Source organism: Pannonibacter sp. Q-1 (assembly GCF_054073275.1).
The window spans coordinates 569,488-586,685 of record NZ_JBSXNB010000001.1 but is presented as its reverse complement, the minus strand read 5'-3'; the positions used below and the strand labels follow the sequence as shown (position 1 = coordinate 586,685).

Below are 17,198 nucleotides of genomic sequence, written 5' to 3'. Positions count from 1 at the left end.
GCCGGGCCAGACTGGCAGTGCTGCCTTGAGTTCATGGTGACAACGTAGCCGAAGCCGTGTTGTTCCACTGTGATGGCGGTCACGTTACAGAATGGTAAGGTTCAACAGGTTTGTGGCAGGAGATGGGCGCGCTGTGAAATGCGCCCTGAATGCAAATCCCCCGCAGGGCGGCGGCCTTGCGGGGGACCATGCGATCTTACGGCGTTAGCCGTTTTCAGGCGGCGACCTTGCCCTGACGCTTCAGCTCGGCCCAGGTGTCGTCCAGCGTCTTGCGGGCGAGGGCGACGAGCTGGTCGGCCTCGTCGTGGCTGATGACCAGCGGCGGGGAGATGATCATGCTGTCGCGCACGGCACGCATGATCAGCCCGTTGCCGAAGGAAATGTCGCGGCACAAGGTGCCGACGGTGCCCGTATCGGCAAAGGCCTTCTTGCGGTTGCCCTTTTCCGGTACCAGTTCCAGCGCGCCGACAAGGCCGGTCATGCGGGCTTCGCCGACGAGGGGATGATCGCCAAGCGCGCGCCAGCGGGCCTGCAGATAGGGGCCGATGTCATTGGCCACCCGCTCCACCAGCTTCTCGCGCTGGATGATCTCAAGATTGACCAGAGCCGCAGCCGCGCAGGCCGGGTGACCGGAGTAGGTGTAGCCGTGATAGAACTCGCCGCCCTTGCCGATGACGCCTTCTGCCACCTTGTCCGACACCAGCACGCCGCCCATGGGCAGGTAGCCGGAGGTCAGACCCTTGGCAATGGGCATCAGGTCCGGCTCGATGCCGAAATATTCCGAGCCGAACCAGGTGCCGAGGCGGCCAAAGCCGCAGATCACCTCGTCGGCGACGAAGAGAATGTCGCGTTCCTTGAGGATGCGGGAGATTTCCGGCCAGTAGGTCGAGGGCGGAATGATGACGCCGCCGGCGCCCTGAATGGGCTCGGCGATGAAGGCAGCCACCTTGTCCTCGCCGATCTCGTCGATGGCGCGCTCCAGCTGCCGGGCGACGGCGATGCCGAAGTCCTCCGGAGACATGTCGCCGCCTTCACCGAACCAGTAGGGCTGGTCGATGTGGCGCACGCCCGGCACCGGCAGGTCGCCCTGCTCGTGCATCGCCTTCATGCCGCCAAGGCTGGTGCCGGCCAGCGTCGAGCCGTGATAGCCGTTCCAGCGGCCGATGATCACCTTCTTCTCGGGCTTGCCCATCTGGTCCCAGTAGAAGCGGACCATGCGGAACACGGTGTCGTTGGCCTCGGAACCGGACGAACAGAAGAAGGTGCGGTTGAACTGCGGCGGGGAGATCTCCGCCAGCTTCTCGGAGAGGGCAATGACCGGCGGATGGGTCGTCTTGAAGAAGGTGTTGTAATAGGGCAGTTCCAGCATCTGCTTGTATACCGCCTCGGCCACTTCGTCGCGGCCATGGCCGATCTGGGCGCACCACAGGCCCGCCATGCCGTCCAGAATGCGGTTGCCTTCTGAATCGGTCAGCCACACGCCCTTGGCATTGGTGATCACCCGGCTGCCTTCCGCATTGAGCTGGAGCGTATCCGTGAAGGGATGGAAATGATGTGCCGCATCAAGGGCACGCAGCTCTGCGGTCGGATAGCGGTTGGATACACCGTTCATTTCAGGCTCCGTCGGGCGTTAAGGCCGGGCAGGGGCTGGAGTTGCGCCCTTGCCCGGCGGGATTTCAGACATTGAGCAGGAGGTATTCCCGCTCCCAGGGGCTGATCACGGACATGAAGGTTTCGAACTCTTCCTGCTTGATCGCCCGGTAGGTGGCGACGAACTTCTCGCCGAAGACCTCGGTCAGTTCCTCGCATTCCTCGAACAGCGCCACGGCCTCGATCAGGCCGCGCGGCAGGGAATGCTGGATGTTGCTGGCATCGGACATGCGCGGCTCGTCCGGCTGCAGCCTGCCCTCGATGCCGAGATAGCCGCAGGCGAGCGAAGCGGCGATGGCAAGATAAGGATTGGCGTCCGAGCCGGGCACCCGGTTTTCAAGGCGGCGGGCATCGGGCTTGGAATAGGGCACGCGCAGGCCGACCGTGCGGTTGTCGTAGCCCCAGTAAACGTTGACCGGCGCCGCCGTGTTGCGGGAGAAGCGGCGGTAGGAGTTCACGTAAGGGGCCATCAGGCAGGTGACGTTCGGCAGGTACTGCTGGTGGCCGGCAATGAAGGACAGGAACTCGCGTGTCGCCTCGCCATCCTCGTTGGAGAAGATGTTGCGGCCGGTTTCCATGTCCGTCAGAGACTGGTGGATGTGCATGGCCGAGCCCGGCTGGTTCGACATGGGCTTGGCCATGAAGGTGGCATACATGTCATGCCGCAGCGCTGCTTCGCGGATGGTGCGCTTGAACAGGAACACCTGATCGGCCAGCTCCAGCGGATGGCCGTGACGCAGGTTGATCTCCATCTGCGCCGCGCCTTCCTCGTGGATCAGCGTGTCGATCTCCAGCCCCTGCTTTTCGGACAGGTCATAGATATCGTCGATGAGATCGTCGAACTCGTTCAGCGCCGAGATGGAATAGGACTGGCGGCCTGCCTCCGGGCGGCCCGAGCGGCCGGTCGGCGGCTCTAGCGGATAATCGGGATCGGTGTTGGGCCGCACCAGATAGAACTCGATTTCCGGCGCGATCACCGGCTGCCAGCCCTTTTCCTCATAAAGGCCGAGCACGCGCTTGAGCACGTTGCGCGGGGCCGTCTCCACCGGAATGCCGTCACGGGTATAGGCGTCATGGATCAGCTGCGCCGTCGGGTCGGTTTCCCACGGAACGGTGGTCAGCGTCGAATAGTCGGGACGGAAATAGAGGTCGCCGTCGATCGGATTGTGCTGGAAGCGGTCGTCATCCTCCGGATAGTCGCCGGAAATCGTCTGGGCGAAGATCGAGGACGGCATGGTCATGACCGGGCCGGAGAGGAACTTCTCCGTCGGCATCATCTTGCCGCGGGCAACGCCGGCAAGGTCCGGGGCAATGCATTCGATGTCTTCGATGCCACGCTCGGCAAGCCAGGTCTGGGCCGCCGCCATATCCGCCACGCCGCGCGGGCTCGTCACGGGCTGGGCTTTCTTCTTCTTGCTCACGCTGGGCTCCTGCATATCGGTGTCAGCCCGGATTGGCGCATGCCGCATTGCAACGCCGGGCGCAGGCATCTTGCGCCCGGATGGCGTTCCGTCAAGCAGATGCAGTTTCCCGGTTCCTCTTGCCGGTTGATGAGCTGCATCCTCGTCCGTCCAGTTGTCCTGATTTTGTGATCACAAAATGCGCCCGGTCAACTGTTTTTTGTGCGCCCGGCTGTTCAGCCGGTTCTCAGGCCTGTTCGATGAAGTCCATTCCGTCCTGGATGTCGGCGGAAATGGCGGCGGCGAGCGCCTCGCCGTTGCGCTGGCGGATGGCGGCTATGGCCTCCTTGTGATGGTCCACCAGAACTGCCGTTCCAAGGCGGCCATAGACGGTGCGCATGAAGGGGGCGAACTGCAGCCACAGGCTCTCCACCAGCGGCAGCAGCACCGTGGAGCGTGCGGCGGAATAGATGCGGAAGTGGAAGGCATGGTTGAGCCGCATGTAGCCTTCCGCGTCGCCGCTGGCGATGCTGACATCCATGCGGTTGTCGATGTCTTCAAGCTCCTTTGCATCGGCCTTGCCGAGGGCGGGAAGGGCGCGGCGGGCCAGTTCCGGCTCCAGCAGCAGGCGGGCGCGCAGGATCTCGTCAAAGCGCTCGGGTGTCATGTCCGGCACCTGCACCCGGCCGCTGGCGCGAATCGACAGGGCGTTTTCGGCAGCCAGCCGCTGGATCACCTCGCGCACCGGCATGGGGCTGACGCCCAGTTCGGCGGCAAGGCCGCGCAAGGTCACGGCCTTGCCGGGGATGAAGCGGCCCGTGATCAAGGCGTGGCGGATGCTGCGGTCCACATGGCCGCGCGCGACACCACGCTCTGCGCTTTTTTCCTGGCCCTTTTCCTGGGGGCGTTGTGCTGCCGCACCCGCTGGCGGGGGCTCGTTCGAAGCTCCGGTCTTTGCCACTGTGGCTGATCCTTTCGATCTTGCATTTCTGGCAGGCATGCTTGCCGCTTGGGCAGATGCGCTTGACAGCCTTCCTGCAACGTGATCACAATTTGCCTCACGGTGCAACTGCGGGCCACAAGGCCGGACGGACACCGCTGACGCCGGAAGGAGAGCCATCATGCATACGATTCCCCGCCAGACCTGGGTGCGCCCGGAGGATGAGGGTTGGGAGGAGGTGCTGGAGCGCTTTCTGGCTGAGCATCCGGATATCGACACTTTCGAGGTGATCCTGCCGGACACCAACGGCGTGCTGCGCGGCAAGTGGCTGCCCGGCACGGCGATCCGCAAGGTGTTCGAGGAAGGCGTTGCGCTGCCCTTCGCGCTGTTTGGCGTTGACGTCTGGGGGCGTGAGGTGGAGGAGACCGGCCTTCACATCGAGACGGGCGATATGGACGGCGTGTGCTGGCCGATTGCCCGCACGCTGACGCTGGTGCCTTGGGCCGCCCGCAAGACGGCGCAGGTGCTGATGCACATGTATGACCGGGAGGGCAAACCCTTCCTCATTGATCCGCGCCACGTGCTGGACCGGATGAACGGCAAGCTCGCCAGTCACGGCCTGTCGGCAACGGCGGCCTTCGAGCTGGAATTCTATCTCTTCGAGGAAAGCGAAGGCGACTGGAGCGGCCCGCCCAAGCCGGTCTTCGCCACCCATCTCGGCCCGGCCCGGCAGAACATGTATGCCCTGTCGGATCTTGAATCGCTGATGACGCTGGTGGATGAAATCCGGCGCGGGGCGGAAATGCAGGACATTCCGGCCGATGCGGCCGTGTCTGAAGCGGCTCCTGGCCAGTTCGAGCTCAACCTGCATCACCGGCGCGATGCGCTGATGGCCGCAGATGACGCGGTGCTGCTGCGCCGCCTCGTGGCGGGCGTTGCCCGCAAGCACAATCTCAAGGCTTCCTTCATGGCCAAGCCCTTCGTGGACTGGCCCGGCAACGGCATGCATGTGCACGTGTCGCTGGAGAACGAACTGGGCAATATCTTTGCCGACCCTGTGGAAGGGGAGACGCGCCTCCAGCACGCCATCGCCGGGCTGCTCGACACCATGCCCCAGTCGCTGCTGCTTTACATTTCGACCTTCAACGGCTTCCGCCGCATGCAGCCGGGCTCCTATGCGCCGACATCGATCTGCTGGGGCTATGACAACCGCTCGGTGGCCCTGCGCGTTCCGGCCAGCAAGCCGGCGGCCTCCCGCATCGAACACCGGATCGCGGGCGCCGATGCCAACCCCTATCTGGTGCTGACCGGCGTCATTTCCGGCATGCTGGACGGCATCAGTGCCGGTGTCATGCCGCCCCCGCCGGTCGAGGGCAATGCCTATGAAAAAGGCTACAAGCGCCTGACGCCGTGGATGGACGAGGCGATCGACGCCTTTGAAGCCTCCGCGCGGATGAAGGAGGCAGTGGGCCACCACATGCACAAGGTCCTGACCGATATCAAGCGCGAGGAACTCAACGCCTTTGGCCGCGAGATTTCCAGCCTGGAGCGGCAGACATATTTGTGACGTGCAACCGTGCTGAAAGGGAAGGCGGAAGTGTGCCGCAAAAATGATCGTCCGGGACCTATCAAGCTGTTGAGCCTTTGAGATTTCGCTTCTAGTCTCAATGGCAATGGCATAGACGCTGGCCGGTCGCGGCCTCGCCTCCGGCACGGCGGCTATGTGAGAAAACCGGGCGCAGGCCCGCTGCAATCAGTGGAGACGGAACAGATGTTGAAGGCCATTCTTTCGGGTGTCGCGGCCGCCGCGCTTGTGGCGGGCTCTGCAGCAGCCCAGCAGCGCGTGGTGAATGTCTATAACTGGTCGGATTATATCGACGAATCGATCCTGGCCGACTTCACCCAGGAAACCGGCATCCGTGTGGTCTATGACGTCTTTGACAGCAACGAGACGCTTGAGACCAAGTTGCTGGCAGGCGGCACCGGCTACGACATCGTGGTGCCGACGGGCACCTTCCTCGGCCGTCAGATCCAGGCCGGCGTGTTCCAGAAGCTCGACAAGTCGAAGCTGCCGAACCTCGTGCACATGTGGCCGGAAATTTCCGAGCGCCTGACCAAATATGACCCGGGCAACGAATACGCCATCAACTACATGTGGGGCACCACCGGCATCGGCTACAACGTCGACAAGATCAAGGAACGCATGCCGGACGCTCCGACCGGCAGCTGGGAGATGGTGTTCAAGCCGGAAGTGATCTCCAAGTTCGCTGATTGCGGCATCTTCATGCTCGATACGCCTGAAGAAATGATCCCCGCTGCCCTGAACTATCTCGGCCTCAACCCGGACAGCGACAGCGCCGAGGACATTGAAAAGGCTGGCGAACTGCTTGCGACGATCAAGCCCTATATCACCAAGTTCCATTCGTCGGAGTATATCAACGCGCTCGCCAATGGCGATGCCTGCATGGCGATCGGCTGGTCGGGCGACATCCTGCAGGCGCGTGACCGTGCCGCAGAAGCCAACAACGGCGTCACCGTCGAGTACTCCATCCCCAAGGAAGGTGCGCTGATGTGGTTCGACAACATGGCGATCCCCTCGGATGCCAAGAACGTCGCCGAGGCGCACGAGTTCCTGAACTACATCATGCGGCCTGAGGTGATCGCCAAGGCGTCCAACTACGTGTTCTATGCCAATGGCAACAAGGACAGTAAGCCGCTGCTGAACAAGGATGTCTACGAAGACACCGCGATCTACCCGGATGAAGAGACGATCCAGAAGCTCTACACCGTGTCGACCAAGAATGCGCAGATCAGCCGCATTCAGAACCGCGTCTGGACCAAGGTCAAGAGCGGCCGCTGACAGGCTCTGGTCCGGCGCAGCCTTGGCTGCGCCGGGCTTCTGATCAGGCATCCCAAGGGGTGGGACGCCGGACATTTTCCGGTAGCGTTGGGGGTGGAATTTGGCCAAGAAACCGATCGGACCGGTACGGCGGTCCTTTGCACCCTGGGAAAATCCCCAGTCGGTCCCTTTCATCGAATTCCGAAATGTCACCAAGCGCTTCGGTGATTTTACCGCCGTCGATAACCTCAGCCTCAAGATCTATGAGCGCGAGTTCTTCGCCCTGCTCGGTGGTTCGGGCTGCGGCAAGACGACGATGATGCGCATGCTGGCCGGCTTTGAAACGCCGACCGAGGGCGAGATCCTGCTGGATGGCCAGAACCTGTCCGGCGTGCCGCCCTACCGCCGCCCCGTCAACATGATGTTCCAGTCCTATGCGCTGTTCCCGCATATGAGCGTCGAGGCCAATATCGCCTTCGGCCTGAAGCAGGACGGCATGGCCAAGGCGGACATCGAGGCGCGCGTGGCCGAAATGCTGCGCCTGACCAAGCTGGAGAAATTCGGCAAGCGCAAGCCGCACCAGCTCTCCGGCGGCCAGCGCCAGCGCGTGGCTCTGGCCCGCTCACTCGCCAAGCGGCCCAAGGTGCTGCTGCTGGACGAGCCGCTGGGCGCGCTGGACCGCAAGCTGCGCGAGGAAACCCAGTTCGAGCTGATGGCTCTTCAGGAAGAGCTGAAGATGACCTTCCTGGTCGTCACGCATGATCAGGAAGAGGCCATGACCATGGCTGACCGCATCGCCGTCATGGATGCGGGCGAGATCATTCAGGTGGCAACGCCGGCCGAGATCTATGAAACGCCGAACAGCCGCTTCGTGGCCGATTTCATCGGCGACATCAATCTGATCGAGGCCACTGTTGCCGAGCGCGGCGAAGGCGGAACGAAGCTGTCGGTGAGCGGAGATCATGGCGGCTTCCTCATCGATACACTGCAGGACACCAGCGCCGCCGTCGGGGAGACGGTCTGGTATGCGGTCCGTCCCGAAAAGATCACCATCGAGCACGGCACGCAGGAGCCGGGCGCGGTCAACAAGGTGGGTGCGGAGGTCTGGGACATCGCCTATCTGGGCGACATGTCCGTCTACCATTCGCGCGCCGGAGAGGGCATGACCATGCGCTCGACCGTGACCAACCGCACCCGTCTCGTCGAACGGCCGATCGGCTGGGATGACAAGGTGGTCCTGTCCTGGGGACGGGACGCAGGGGTGATCCTCACAAACTGAGGCTGACGCACGGGGTGCCGGGCGTCACGCGCCGCAGATCCTGCAGCCCTCTGCAGGCGGCTTCTTGGAAGGGACGGGGACGATGGAAGAAACCGGTCTTGAGAAACTCAAGGGCAAGCTGGGGAAATGGCTGGTCATCAGCATTCCCTATGCCTGGCTGATGCTGTTCTTCCTCGTTCCCTTCTTCATTGTCTTCAAGATCTCGCTGTCGCATGTCGCGGTCTCGATCCCGCCCTATGCGCCGGTGTTCGACTGGTCGGCCGGCTGGGACGGCTTCAAGGAAGCCTTCTCCGAACTCAGCTTCGAGAACTATGTCTGGCTGATCGAGGATGACCTCTACTGGCGCTCCTATCTGTCGAGCGTCACCATTGCTGCGGTTTCCACCTTCATCACGCTGCTGGTGGGCTACCCGATCGCCTATGGCATGGCCCGCAGCCCGAAATCCTGGCGGCCGACCCTGCTGATGCTGGTCATCCTGCCGTTCTGGACCTCGTTCCTGATCCGCGTCTACGCCTGGATCGGCATCCTGAAGAATGAAGGCCTGCTCAATCAGCTGCTGCTGTGGGTCGGCGTCATTGACCAGCCTTTGTCGATCCTGAACACCAATACGGCCGTCTATATCGGCATCGTCTATTCCTATCTGCCGTTCCTCGTCCTGCCGCTTTATGCCAGCCTTGAAAAGCTGGACGAGAGCCTGCTGGAGGCGGCGCAGGATCTGGGCTGTCCGCCGTGGAAGGCCTTCTGGACAATCACCTTCCCGCTGTCGATCCCCGGTGTCATTGCCGGCTGTTTCCTGGTGTTCATTCCTGCCGTCGGTGAGTTCGTCATCCCCGATCTTCTCGGCGGATCGCAGACGCTGATGATCGGCAAGACCCTGTGGCTGGAGTTCTTCAACAACCGTGACTGGCCGGTTTCCTCCGCAGTGGCGGTGGTGCTGCTGCTCATTCTGGTCATTCCCATCGTGCTGTTCCAGCGGCAGCAGCAGAAGGCATCGGAGAAGGCGGCATGAAAAACGGTCCCTCCTGGTTCAACGTCACGTCACTGGTTCTGGGGTTCTCCTTCCTCTACCTGCCGATCGTCATTCTGGTGGTCTTTTCCTTCAACGAGTCGCGCCTTGTGACCGTGTGGGGCGGGTTTTCGACCAAGTGGTACGTGGAGCTGATGAACAATCAGCAGCTTCTGGAGGCAGCTGGCGTCACGTTGCGGGTGGCCTTCCTCTCCGCCACCCTGGCCACCATTATCGGCACGCTGGCAGCCCTGGTTCTGGTGCGCTTCGGCCGGTTCCCGGGCCGCACCCTGTTCTCGGGCATGATCTTCGCCCCGCTGGTGATGCCGGAAGTCATCCTCGGCCTGTCGCTGCTGCTGCTCTTCGTGGCCATCGATCAGGCGCGCGGCTTCTGGACGATCATGCTGGCCCACACCACGTTCGCCGCCTGCTATGTGGCGGTGGTGGTGCAGTCGCGCCTTGTCGGCTTTGACCGTTCGCTGGAGGAAGCCGCGCAGGATCTCGGCTGCCCGCCCGCGCGCACCTTCTTCGTCATCACCCTGCCGCTGATCCTGCCGGGCGTCATTGCCGGCTGGATGCTGGCCTTCACCCTGTCGCTGGATGATCTGGTGATCGCCAGCTTCACCACAGGCCCCGGCGCGACGACGCTGCCGATGAAGATCTATTCGCAGGTGCGCCTGGGCGTGACGCCGGAAATCAACGCGGCCTGTACGATCCTTGTGGGCATTGTGACGGTCGTCGTCATCGCCACATCGATCCTGACGCGGCGCAGCCAGCTGCAGCGTGAGAGCGATCAGCGCCGGGCAATCGCGGCCGCCGGGTGATCCCGGCGCAAATGCCGCAGAGCCGGCTTCCAGAATTGCATGCAAGCTACCCTGCGCATGAAGGGTTGCTTTAGATTTCCCCGTTAGACTGATGCGCACTTGGACCCTTGTTACGGGTCCGGCCTGTTTCATGTGTTTGCGTATCAGGAGTCTCCGGTGGAAAGCGTTTCTGCGGAACCGCAGGTTCTGGGTTCGGCGGCTGTCGAGGCTGCCAGCGGCATCCGCGGCATACTTCACCAGGAGGTGTCGCGCCCGCTGCTTGGGCGTCTCTGGGCCGCGCTGCCAGGCAATGCGGTGGCAACAGCATTCCAGCGGCCGGATGTTCTTGATGCGCTCAACCGCCATGTCGCTGCAACAGCGGGCGCCCAGATGCGCCTTCTGGAAGTGCGCGATGCTGCGACCGGCCGTACCCGGATGCTTGTGCCCCTGATGGTCACCCGCCGCGGCCCGCTGCGTATCGGCGGCATGCCGGATTTTGATCTGGCCGATCTTTGCGCTCCCGTGCTTGCCAGCGAAGCGCCGTTCCAGCCTTTTGAGGGCGGGGCGGTCTGGCCTTTGATCGACGAAGCGCTGCAGGATGTGGATCTGATCCGCTTTGCCAAGATGCCGCCGCGCATCAGCGGCTTTCCGAACCCGCTGTTTCATGTGCTGCGCCAGCCTGAAGCCGAGCCGACATATGTTCTGGATCTTGAGGGCGGCTATGGTGCCGGCGGCTGGCGCAAGCGGTCGGTCTACAAGGAGGCGCGGGGCAAATACCGCAAGCTGCAGGCGGAGGGTGTAAGCTTCGTACAGGCCGAGGGTGTGGAGCAGAAGGCTGCCTTCCTGCGGCAATTGCGCCGCCAGAGGGCGCAGCGCTTTGCGGAAAAGGGCTGGGCCAATCTGCTGGAGCAGGACGCCTCGCAAGGGCGCTATTATGATGACCTGCTGGAAGGGCCTGTCGAGGTCTTTGCCCTGCAGGCGCAGGATGGTGAAATCGCCGGAGCCATCTGCGTGCTGTGCCACAACAGCATGGTCAGCGCGACGCTCATCTCCATGGGGGATGCGAAATGGCACCGGTTCTCGCCGGGTCTTGTGCTCTTTGCCAAGCTGATCGAATGGGCGGAAGCCTCCGGCTACAACGAGCTGTGCTTTGGCGCGGGCGTCCAGTTCTACAAGCAGCGCTTCGGCGGCGATCCTGTCGAGACGCTGTCGTTTGAACGGGCGCTCACCGCGGCAGGCAGCGCCTATCTCGCTCTTCGCCGGCTGAAACGCATCGCCCGGCGGCTGCGTTCGGAGCGCCGGCTCCTGACCGCGGCTGAAGAGTGAACCGCTTAGTTTTTTACCTGAAGCGTTTGAAACGCCGTTCCCGCCTTTCTGGCAGTTGACGCCTGCCGAAAATCTTAGTCTTGTTGCGTTGCAACCTGGCCAGAGGGCCGGACCGGGCTGTCCGGTGCGGCCGGGGCTGCGGGAGGACTGCCGCGAGCGCGCGCATGCTGTGCCGGGCAGGGCTTGAGGGCCATGGCCGGATTTGAGGAGACAACGATGAACAAGGTGTACCCGAACGCAAAGGCCGCCCTCGAGGGGCTTGTGTTTGACGGAATGACCATCATGGCCGGCGGTTTCGGCCTCTGCGGTATCCCGGAAAATCTCATCACGGCGCTGCGCGACAGCGGCACGAAGGACATCACCGCTATTTCCAACAATGCGGGTGTGGATGATTTCGGCCTTGGCCTGCTGCTGCAGACCCGCCAGATCCGCAAGATGATCTCCTCCTATGTGGGCGAGAATGCCACCTTCGAGCGCCAGTATCTCAATGGCGAACTGGAACTGGAGTTCAACCCGCAGGGCACCCTGGCCGAGCGCATCCGTGCGGGCGGGGCTGGCATCCCCGGCTTCTACACCAAGACCGGCGTCGGCACGCTGATTGCCGAGGGCAAGGAGCACAAGGACTTCAACGGCGAGACCTACATTCTGGAAACCGGCCTCATCGCCGATGTTTCCCTCGTCAAGGCCTGGAAGGCCGACAAGGAAGGCAACCTGATCTACCGCAAGACCGCGCGCAACTTCAATCCGATGATGGCGACAGCCGGCAGGAAGACCGTGGTGGAGGTCGAGGAGATCGTCGAGGTGGGTGAACTGGATCCGGACCAGATCCACACCCCCGGCATCTTCGTGGACCGCATCGTCGCCGGCACTTTTGAAAAGCGCATCGAAAAGCGCACCACGCGTGCAGCCTGAGGGGAGTTGGATACATGGCCTGGACTCGCGAAGAAATGGCCCAGAGGGCCGCGCAGGAACTGGAAGACGGCTTTTACGTCAACCTCGGCATCGGCATCCCGACGCTGGTTTCGAACTACATTCCCGACGGTGTGCATGTGACCCTGCAGTCGGAAAACGGCATGCTCGGCATGGGGCCGTTCCCCACGGATGACGAGGTCGATGCCGACCTGATCAATGCCGGCAAGCAGACGATCACCGAGCTGCCGCACACGAGCTACTTCTCCTCCGCCGACAGCTTCGGCATGATCCGCGGCGGCCATATCGACCTGTCGATCCTGGGCGCCATGGAAGTGTCGGAGAAGGGGGATCTGGCCAACTGGATGATCCCCGGCAAGATGGTCAAGGGCATGGGCGGCGCCATGGATCTGGTGGCGGGCGTCAAGCGCGTCATCGTGCTGATGGACCACACCTCCAAGGCTGGCGAAAGCAAGCTGCTCAAGGCCTGCAGCCTGCCGCTGACCGGCGTTGCCTGCGTTGACCGCATCATCACCAACCTTGGCGTCTTTGACGTGAAGGAGGATGGCCTGCATCTGGTGGAACTGGCCTCCGGCGTGACCCTTGATGAGGTCAAGGCTGCGACAGAAGCCAAGCTGATTGCGGCCTGAGCCGGACCGCAGCAGACCGGAAACAGATAAAGGGGGCAGCGGTGGCTGCCCCCTTCGTCTTTTCAGGTGACGTTCAGCGGTCACTCGCCCATGGCGGTGCCTTCGCGGCGGGGATCGGCACTGCCGGCCAGTCCATCGGGTGTGAACTCGATCACGTGCAGGCCCGAGTTCATTTCGCTGAGCTTCACCTCATACCCCATCGCTTTCAGCGGTTCGGCGAACTGTTCGGCTGCCGTGCCGGCTTCCAGGTCATAGGTGCCGAAGCGGTTGATGAGGTGGGGCTGGGCGACGATCTCTTCCACCGGCATCTGCCAATCGATATAGGCAATCAGCGCCTGTGCCACATAGCCGATGATCTGGCTGCCGCCGGGCGAACCGATGGCCAGCAGCGGCTTGCCATCGCGCATGACGATGGTGGGAGACATGGAGGAGCGCGGCCGCTTGCCGGGCTCCACACGGTTGGCCACCGGCAGGCTGCCGTCATGGGTCTTGAAGGAGAAGTCGGTCAGCTCGTTGTTGAGCAGGAAGCCGCCTGTCATCAGCCGCGAACCGAAGCCGCTTTCAATGGTCGTCGTCATGGAGACGGTGTTGCCGTCCCTGTCGGTGATGACGAAATGGCTGGTCGCAGGCATGTCCAGAGCTTCGCCGGTACCATAGTTGAAGGCGTGGTCCCACTCCGGCTCACCCGGCTTCACGGCATCGGCCGGCAGCGCCTTTCCGTCATCCAGCAGCGCGGCGCGTTTGGCGAGATAATCCTTGGCGATCAGTCCCTTGATGGGAGCAGGCACGAAATCCGGATCGGCAAGATAGCGCTCACGGTCGGCAAAGGCGAGACGCTGCGCATCACCGATGAGCCGCCAGCTCTCAGGATTCTGCGGCCCCAGCGCCCGAAGATCGAAATTCTCCGCGATACCGAGGATCTGGCTGACGGCCACGGCGCCTGAAGAGGGAGGCCCCATGCCACAGACATCCAGCGCCCGGTAGCTGAAGCAGACCGGATCACGCTGCTTGATGCGGTAATTGGCCAGATCGCTCAAAGACAGGACGCCGGGATTGCCTTGCGCCCCGCGCACGGTCTGCACGATCCCCTCGGCAATAGGGCCCTTGTAGAAGGCATCCGCTCCGCCGCTGGCAATGGCATCGAGGGTTTTGGCATAGGCCGGGTTCTTCAGGATGGTGCCAACCTGCAAAGGTGCGCCTGATGCGTCGAAGAAATAGTTGCGCGCCGCCTCATTGCTTTTCAGCCGGTCACCATCTGCTGCAATCAGCGCGGCAAGGCGCGGCGATACGGCAAAGCCTTCCGTTGCCAGCTTTGTGGCCGGCTGCAACAGGCTGGCCCACTCTGCACGCCCATGCTGGCGGTGCACGTCTTCCAGCAGCCGCACGGTGCCCGGCGTGCCGACGGAGCGCCCTCCGATGACCGCTTCCATGAATTTCAGCGGCTGGCCCTCAGCGTCGAGAAAGAGCTTCGGTGTTGCCTCTGCCGGGGCTGTCTCGCGGCCGTCAAAGGTCGTGAGCTGGCCGGTTGCCGCATCGAAATAGACGAGAAAGGCACCACCGCCGAGCCCGGAACTCTGCGGCTCAACAAGGCCCAGCACCGTCTGGACAGCTACCATGGCATCGATGGCATTGCCGCCGGAGGCGAGCACGTCCCGGCCGGCCTGCACGGCCAGCGGATTGGCCGCTGCCACCATGAATTGCTTTGCCTCGATGCGCGCTGCCGCTGCCGTACCCGTCGCCCGTTCCGGCGCCACGGTATCGGAGGCCTGCTGTGCGGCGCCTGGACCTGTGCCAAGCAACAGCGCCAATGCCACACTTTTGAGGAGTCTTGTTCGCATGGGCCTGATCTTTCCATCCCGGGTGTGCCATCAGCCTAGAGGCCCGGGAAGATCGTTACAAGGGTGCGGTTGCCCGCTATCCGTGTATTTGCTGATCTGTATCATTTTGGGCCGGGAACCCGGTATTTCCGCCCGCCGCCGGGTAAGGCGTTAACGCGCTGCGGCAACGTCCGGGCGCAGTTTTGTCCTTGGAATGTCGGGCGGTCACTGGTTCCGGGGGGATTTACTTAGGTGAATAAGCACGTGTCATGGTTTCCTGCCGGTCCGCATTTTTCTCTAGGCCGTCAATCGCAATGATAACTTTTCGTGAGATCATGCGACTGGTGGGGATGGGTAATGCGACGGGATTGGCCGGGGAACGATGGCACTCGCACTGGGCATGGCGTGGAAGCGGCGAACGGGCCAGCGGTTTGGGTTGCGAATGCGGTTTACGCTGTTCGTGGTGCTGCTGTTTGCGTGTCTGACCGCAATTACACTGGTGACGGCCAGCGTCCTTGACTATCAGGACGAGCAGGCCAAGTCTGTCGCTCACGTGCATTCTATCGGGGCCACCGTCAGCCGGCTCGCCGTGCCGCAACTGGCCAACCACCATTATCTGATCCTCTCCCAGGAGCTTGAAAGCATCGCGGCCAGCGGTCTGGTGCAGCAGGCCTATGTCTGGGACCCGCGCCGGACGATCCTTGTCGATTCTGACCCGAAGACCGGGATCTTCGAGCAGCAGGAGATCAATCCGCTGCTTCTGGCGGCCTATTCCGCCAAGGAGGATCAGACACTTGTCGAGACAGGGCGCATTTCGGTTGCCATGCCAGTCTGGTCCGCCGATGGCAGCACGGTGGCAGGCGCCGTGCTGGTTTCGGCAGAGCGGACGGCGATCACCAGTCAACTGCACAGCATCTGGCTGCGCAATGCCATTGTGTCGGTCTGCCTCCTGGCTGTGGCCGTTCCCGTGCTGCTGCATTTCGGCAATGGCTTCCTGAAGCCGATCAAGCGCCTGACTTCCATCGCCCATCAGGTGAGTGCAGGGGAGTTCGATGTGAAGTTCCCGGTCGAGCGCACCGACGAGATCGGCGTTCTGGCCCGCGCTTACAGGGACATGGTCAGTGAGATCAGCTCCAACATGGAGCAGATCAACAAGCTGGCATTTACCGATTCCGTCACCGGCCTGCCCAACCGGGAGGCTTTCCGCCAGCATTTCGCCCGCTACATGCGGCAGGCCGATGGCAGCCCGCGGCCGCTGACGGTGATGTTCATCGACCTTGACCGGTTCAAGCGCATCAATGACAGCTACGGCCACGATTGCGGCGATATTCTCCTGCGCGAAGTGGCCTCCCGCTTTGAAGCGGTGCTGCAGACTTTCGGCCGTTCCGAGACCGGGTTCACAGCCGGCTACGGCATGCAGATCCGCTATCTGGCGCGGCTGGGCGGTGACGAATTTGCGCTGATCTATCCCGCCGGGGAGGACAGGCGGGACGAGATTCTGGCGCTGGCAGCTGAAATCCTGAAAGCCGTGGAAGAACCTTGCGATGTCAACGGGTTGCAGCTGTCCATCGGCGCGAGCATCGGGATCGCCAATTTCCCGTCCAACGGGCGTGACTTCAGCGCCATTCTCAAGAATGCCGACATCGCCATGTACGCTGCCAAGAACACAGGGGGCAGCAGCTGTTTCACCTTTGGCCAGATCGCGGCAGATGTGAAAGCGCAGGAACGGCTCGCGCTGGAAGCCGAATTGCCGATGGCGCTTGCAGCCGGCCAGATTACCGTGTTCTTCCAGCCGAAAGTCTCTGCGGCGACCGGCGAGGTCACGGGGGCGGAAGCTCTTGCACGCTGGATCCATCCGGAGCGCGGGCTGCTGACACCGGCAGCTTTCATCGCCATTGCCGAGGAAACCGGATTGATCCTGCGCCTCGGCGACAGGGTTCTGGAACTGGCCTGCCGTCAGGGGCGGGAGTGGCTTGACGAGGGCAGGGGGCTGTCCCTGGCGGTCAATGTCTCGATGCGTCAGCTGGAATGGCCGGAGTTCCCCTCACGCGTGCTGGAGATTCTGGACCGGACGGGCTTCCCGCCTTCGCTTCTTGAGCTGGAAGTTACGGAGAGCGTCGCCATGGCCGATCCGGAGCGGGTGCGCAGCGCGACAGAGCGCCTGCGCATGGCCGGGATCCGCTTTGCCATTGATGACTTCGGCACCGGCTATTCCAGCCTTGCCCATCTTCAGCGGATGCACTTCGATACATTCAAGATCGACCGCTCCTTCGTGGCCGGCCTTGGCGAGGACAAGAGCAATCGCGCCATCGTCCAGACCATTCTGGCCATGGCGCAGAGCCTTGACTATGACGTGGTGGCAGAAGGGGTTGAGACCGAGTTCCAGCTCGACTTCCTGCGCCTGTCCGGCTGCAAGACCGTGCAGGGCTTTTTGCTGGGCAAGCCGATGGCGGCTGAGACCTTCATCAAGTGGCGGGCCGCGCATGAGGGGGAGGGGTGTGAAGATCTGCCCGCCCTGGCCTCGTCCTCCACTGTGCCGATGGAAAACGCCGGCGGGACTGCCATTCACGCGGCCTGAC

The 17,198-nt window shown here is 62.8% G+C and carries 13 protein-coding genes; 9 read left to right on the top strand and 4 right to left on the bottom strand.

What is annotated here, in order from left to right; all coding sequences use genetic code 11:
- Positions 1-214: 214 nt before the first annotated feature.
- The 3 genes from ACVNHC_RS02655 to ACVNHC_RS02645 form a co-directional block, all read right to left on the bottom strand.
- Positions 215-1,612 carry an aspartate aminotransferase family protein gene (locus tag ACVNHC_RS02655; RefSeq protein ID WP_457166364.1) on the bottom strand — a complete coding sequence of 466 codons (1,398 nt, stop codon included), beginning with the start codon at positions 1,610-1,612 and terminating at the stop codon, positions 215-217.
- A gap of 64 nt (positions 1,613-1,676) precedes the next feature.
- On the bottom strand, positions 1,677-3,086 hold the full coding sequence (locus tag ACVNHC_RS02650; RefSeq protein ID WP_050472261.1) for a glutamine synthetase family protein: 1,410 nt from the start codon (positions 3,084-3,086) through the stop codon (positions 1,677-1,679).
- A gap of 211 nt (positions 3,087-3,297) precedes the next feature.
- Positions 3,298-4,011, bottom strand: a complete 714-nt coding sequence (locus ACVNHC_RS02645) for a GntR family transcriptional regulator (RefSeq protein WP_082675845.1) — start codon at positions 4,009-4,011, stop codon at positions 3,298-3,300.
- 160 nt (positions 4,012-4,171) lie between these two features.
- Between ACVNHC_RS02645 and ACVNHC_RS02640 the strand changes: the two genes are divergently transcribed.
- The 8 genes from ACVNHC_RS02640 to ACVNHC_RS02605 all read left to right on the top strand — a co-directional run bounded on the left by ACVNHC_RS02640 (position 4,172) and on the right by ACVNHC_RS02605 (position 12,802).
- Complete coding sequence (locus tag ACVNHC_RS02640) at positions 4,172-5,557, top strand: glutamine synthetase family protein (RefSeq protein ID WP_050472075.1); 1,386 nt, start codon at positions 4,172-4,174, stop codon at positions 5,555-5,557.
- 204 nt (positions 5,558-5,761) lie between these two features.
- Positions 5,762-6,850 carry a polyamine ABC transporter substrate-binding protein gene (locus ACVNHC_RS02635; protein WP_050472260.1) on the top strand — a complete coding sequence of 363 codons (1,089 nt, stop codon included), beginning with the start codon at positions 5,762-5,764 and terminating at the stop codon, positions 6,848-6,850.
- Between the two features lie 100 nt (positions 6,851-6,950).
- Complete coding sequence (locus ACVNHC_RS02630; RefSeq protein WP_050472074.1) at positions 6,951-8,108, top strand: ABC transporter ATP-binding protein; 1,158 nt, start codon at positions 6,951-6,953, stop codon at positions 8,106-8,108.
- A gap of 82 nt (positions 8,109-8,190) precedes the next feature.
- Positions 8,191-9,117 (top strand): ABC transporter permease subunit, encoded by a 927-nt coding sequence (locus ACVNHC_RS02625; RefSeq protein ID WP_050472073.1) that lies wholly within the window; start codon positions 8,191-8,193, stop codon positions 9,115-9,117.
- On the top strand, positions 9,114-9,938 hold the full coding sequence (locus tag ACVNHC_RS02620; RefSeq protein WP_050472072.1) for an ABC transporter permease: 825 nt from the start codon (positions 9,114-9,116) through the stop codon (positions 9,936-9,938). Before ACVNHC_RS02625 ends, ACVNHC_RS02620 begins: the two co-directional genes overlap by 4 nt.
- A gap of 156 nt (positions 9,939-10,094) precedes the next feature.
- Complete coding sequence (locus ACVNHC_RS02615) at positions 10,095-11,243, top strand: GNAT family N-acetyltransferase (RefSeq protein ID WP_457166363.1); 1,149 nt, start codon at positions 10,095-10,097, stop codon at positions 11,241-11,243.
- A 216-nt stretch (positions 11,244-11,459) separates the two neighbouring features.
- On the top strand, positions 11,460-12,155 hold the full coding sequence (locus tag ACVNHC_RS02610) for a CoA transferase subunit A (protein ID WP_050472070.1): 696 nt from the start codon (positions 11,460-11,462) through the stop codon (positions 12,153-12,155).
- A 14-nt stretch (positions 12,156-12,169) separates the two neighbouring features.
- Complete coding sequence (locus tag ACVNHC_RS02605; protein ID WP_050472069.1) at positions 12,170-12,802, top strand: CoA transferase subunit B; 633 nt, start codon at positions 12,170-12,172, stop codon at positions 12,800-12,802.
- A gap of 80 nt (positions 12,803-12,882) precedes the next feature.
- Here the strand turns inward: ACVNHC_RS02605 and ggt are convergent, their stop codons facing one another.
- The gene (gene ggt, locus ACVNHC_RS02600) at positions 12,883-14,640 is read right to left on the bottom strand and encodes a gamma-glutamyltransferase (RefSeq protein WP_457166362.1); all 1,758 of its coding nucleotides are present in this window, start codon (positions 14,638-14,640) and stop codon (positions 12,883-12,885) included.
- Positions 14,641-15,001: 361 nt separating this feature from the next.
- Between ggt and ACVNHC_RS02595 the strand changes: the two genes are divergently transcribed.
- A complete protein-coding gene (locus ACVNHC_RS02595) occupies positions 15,002-17,197 on the top strand; it encodes a putative bifunctional diguanylate cyclase/phosphodiesterase (protein ID WP_457166361.1) in 2,196 nt (731 codons plus the stop codon).
- The last annotated feature ends 1 nt before the right edge of the window (position 17,198 follow it).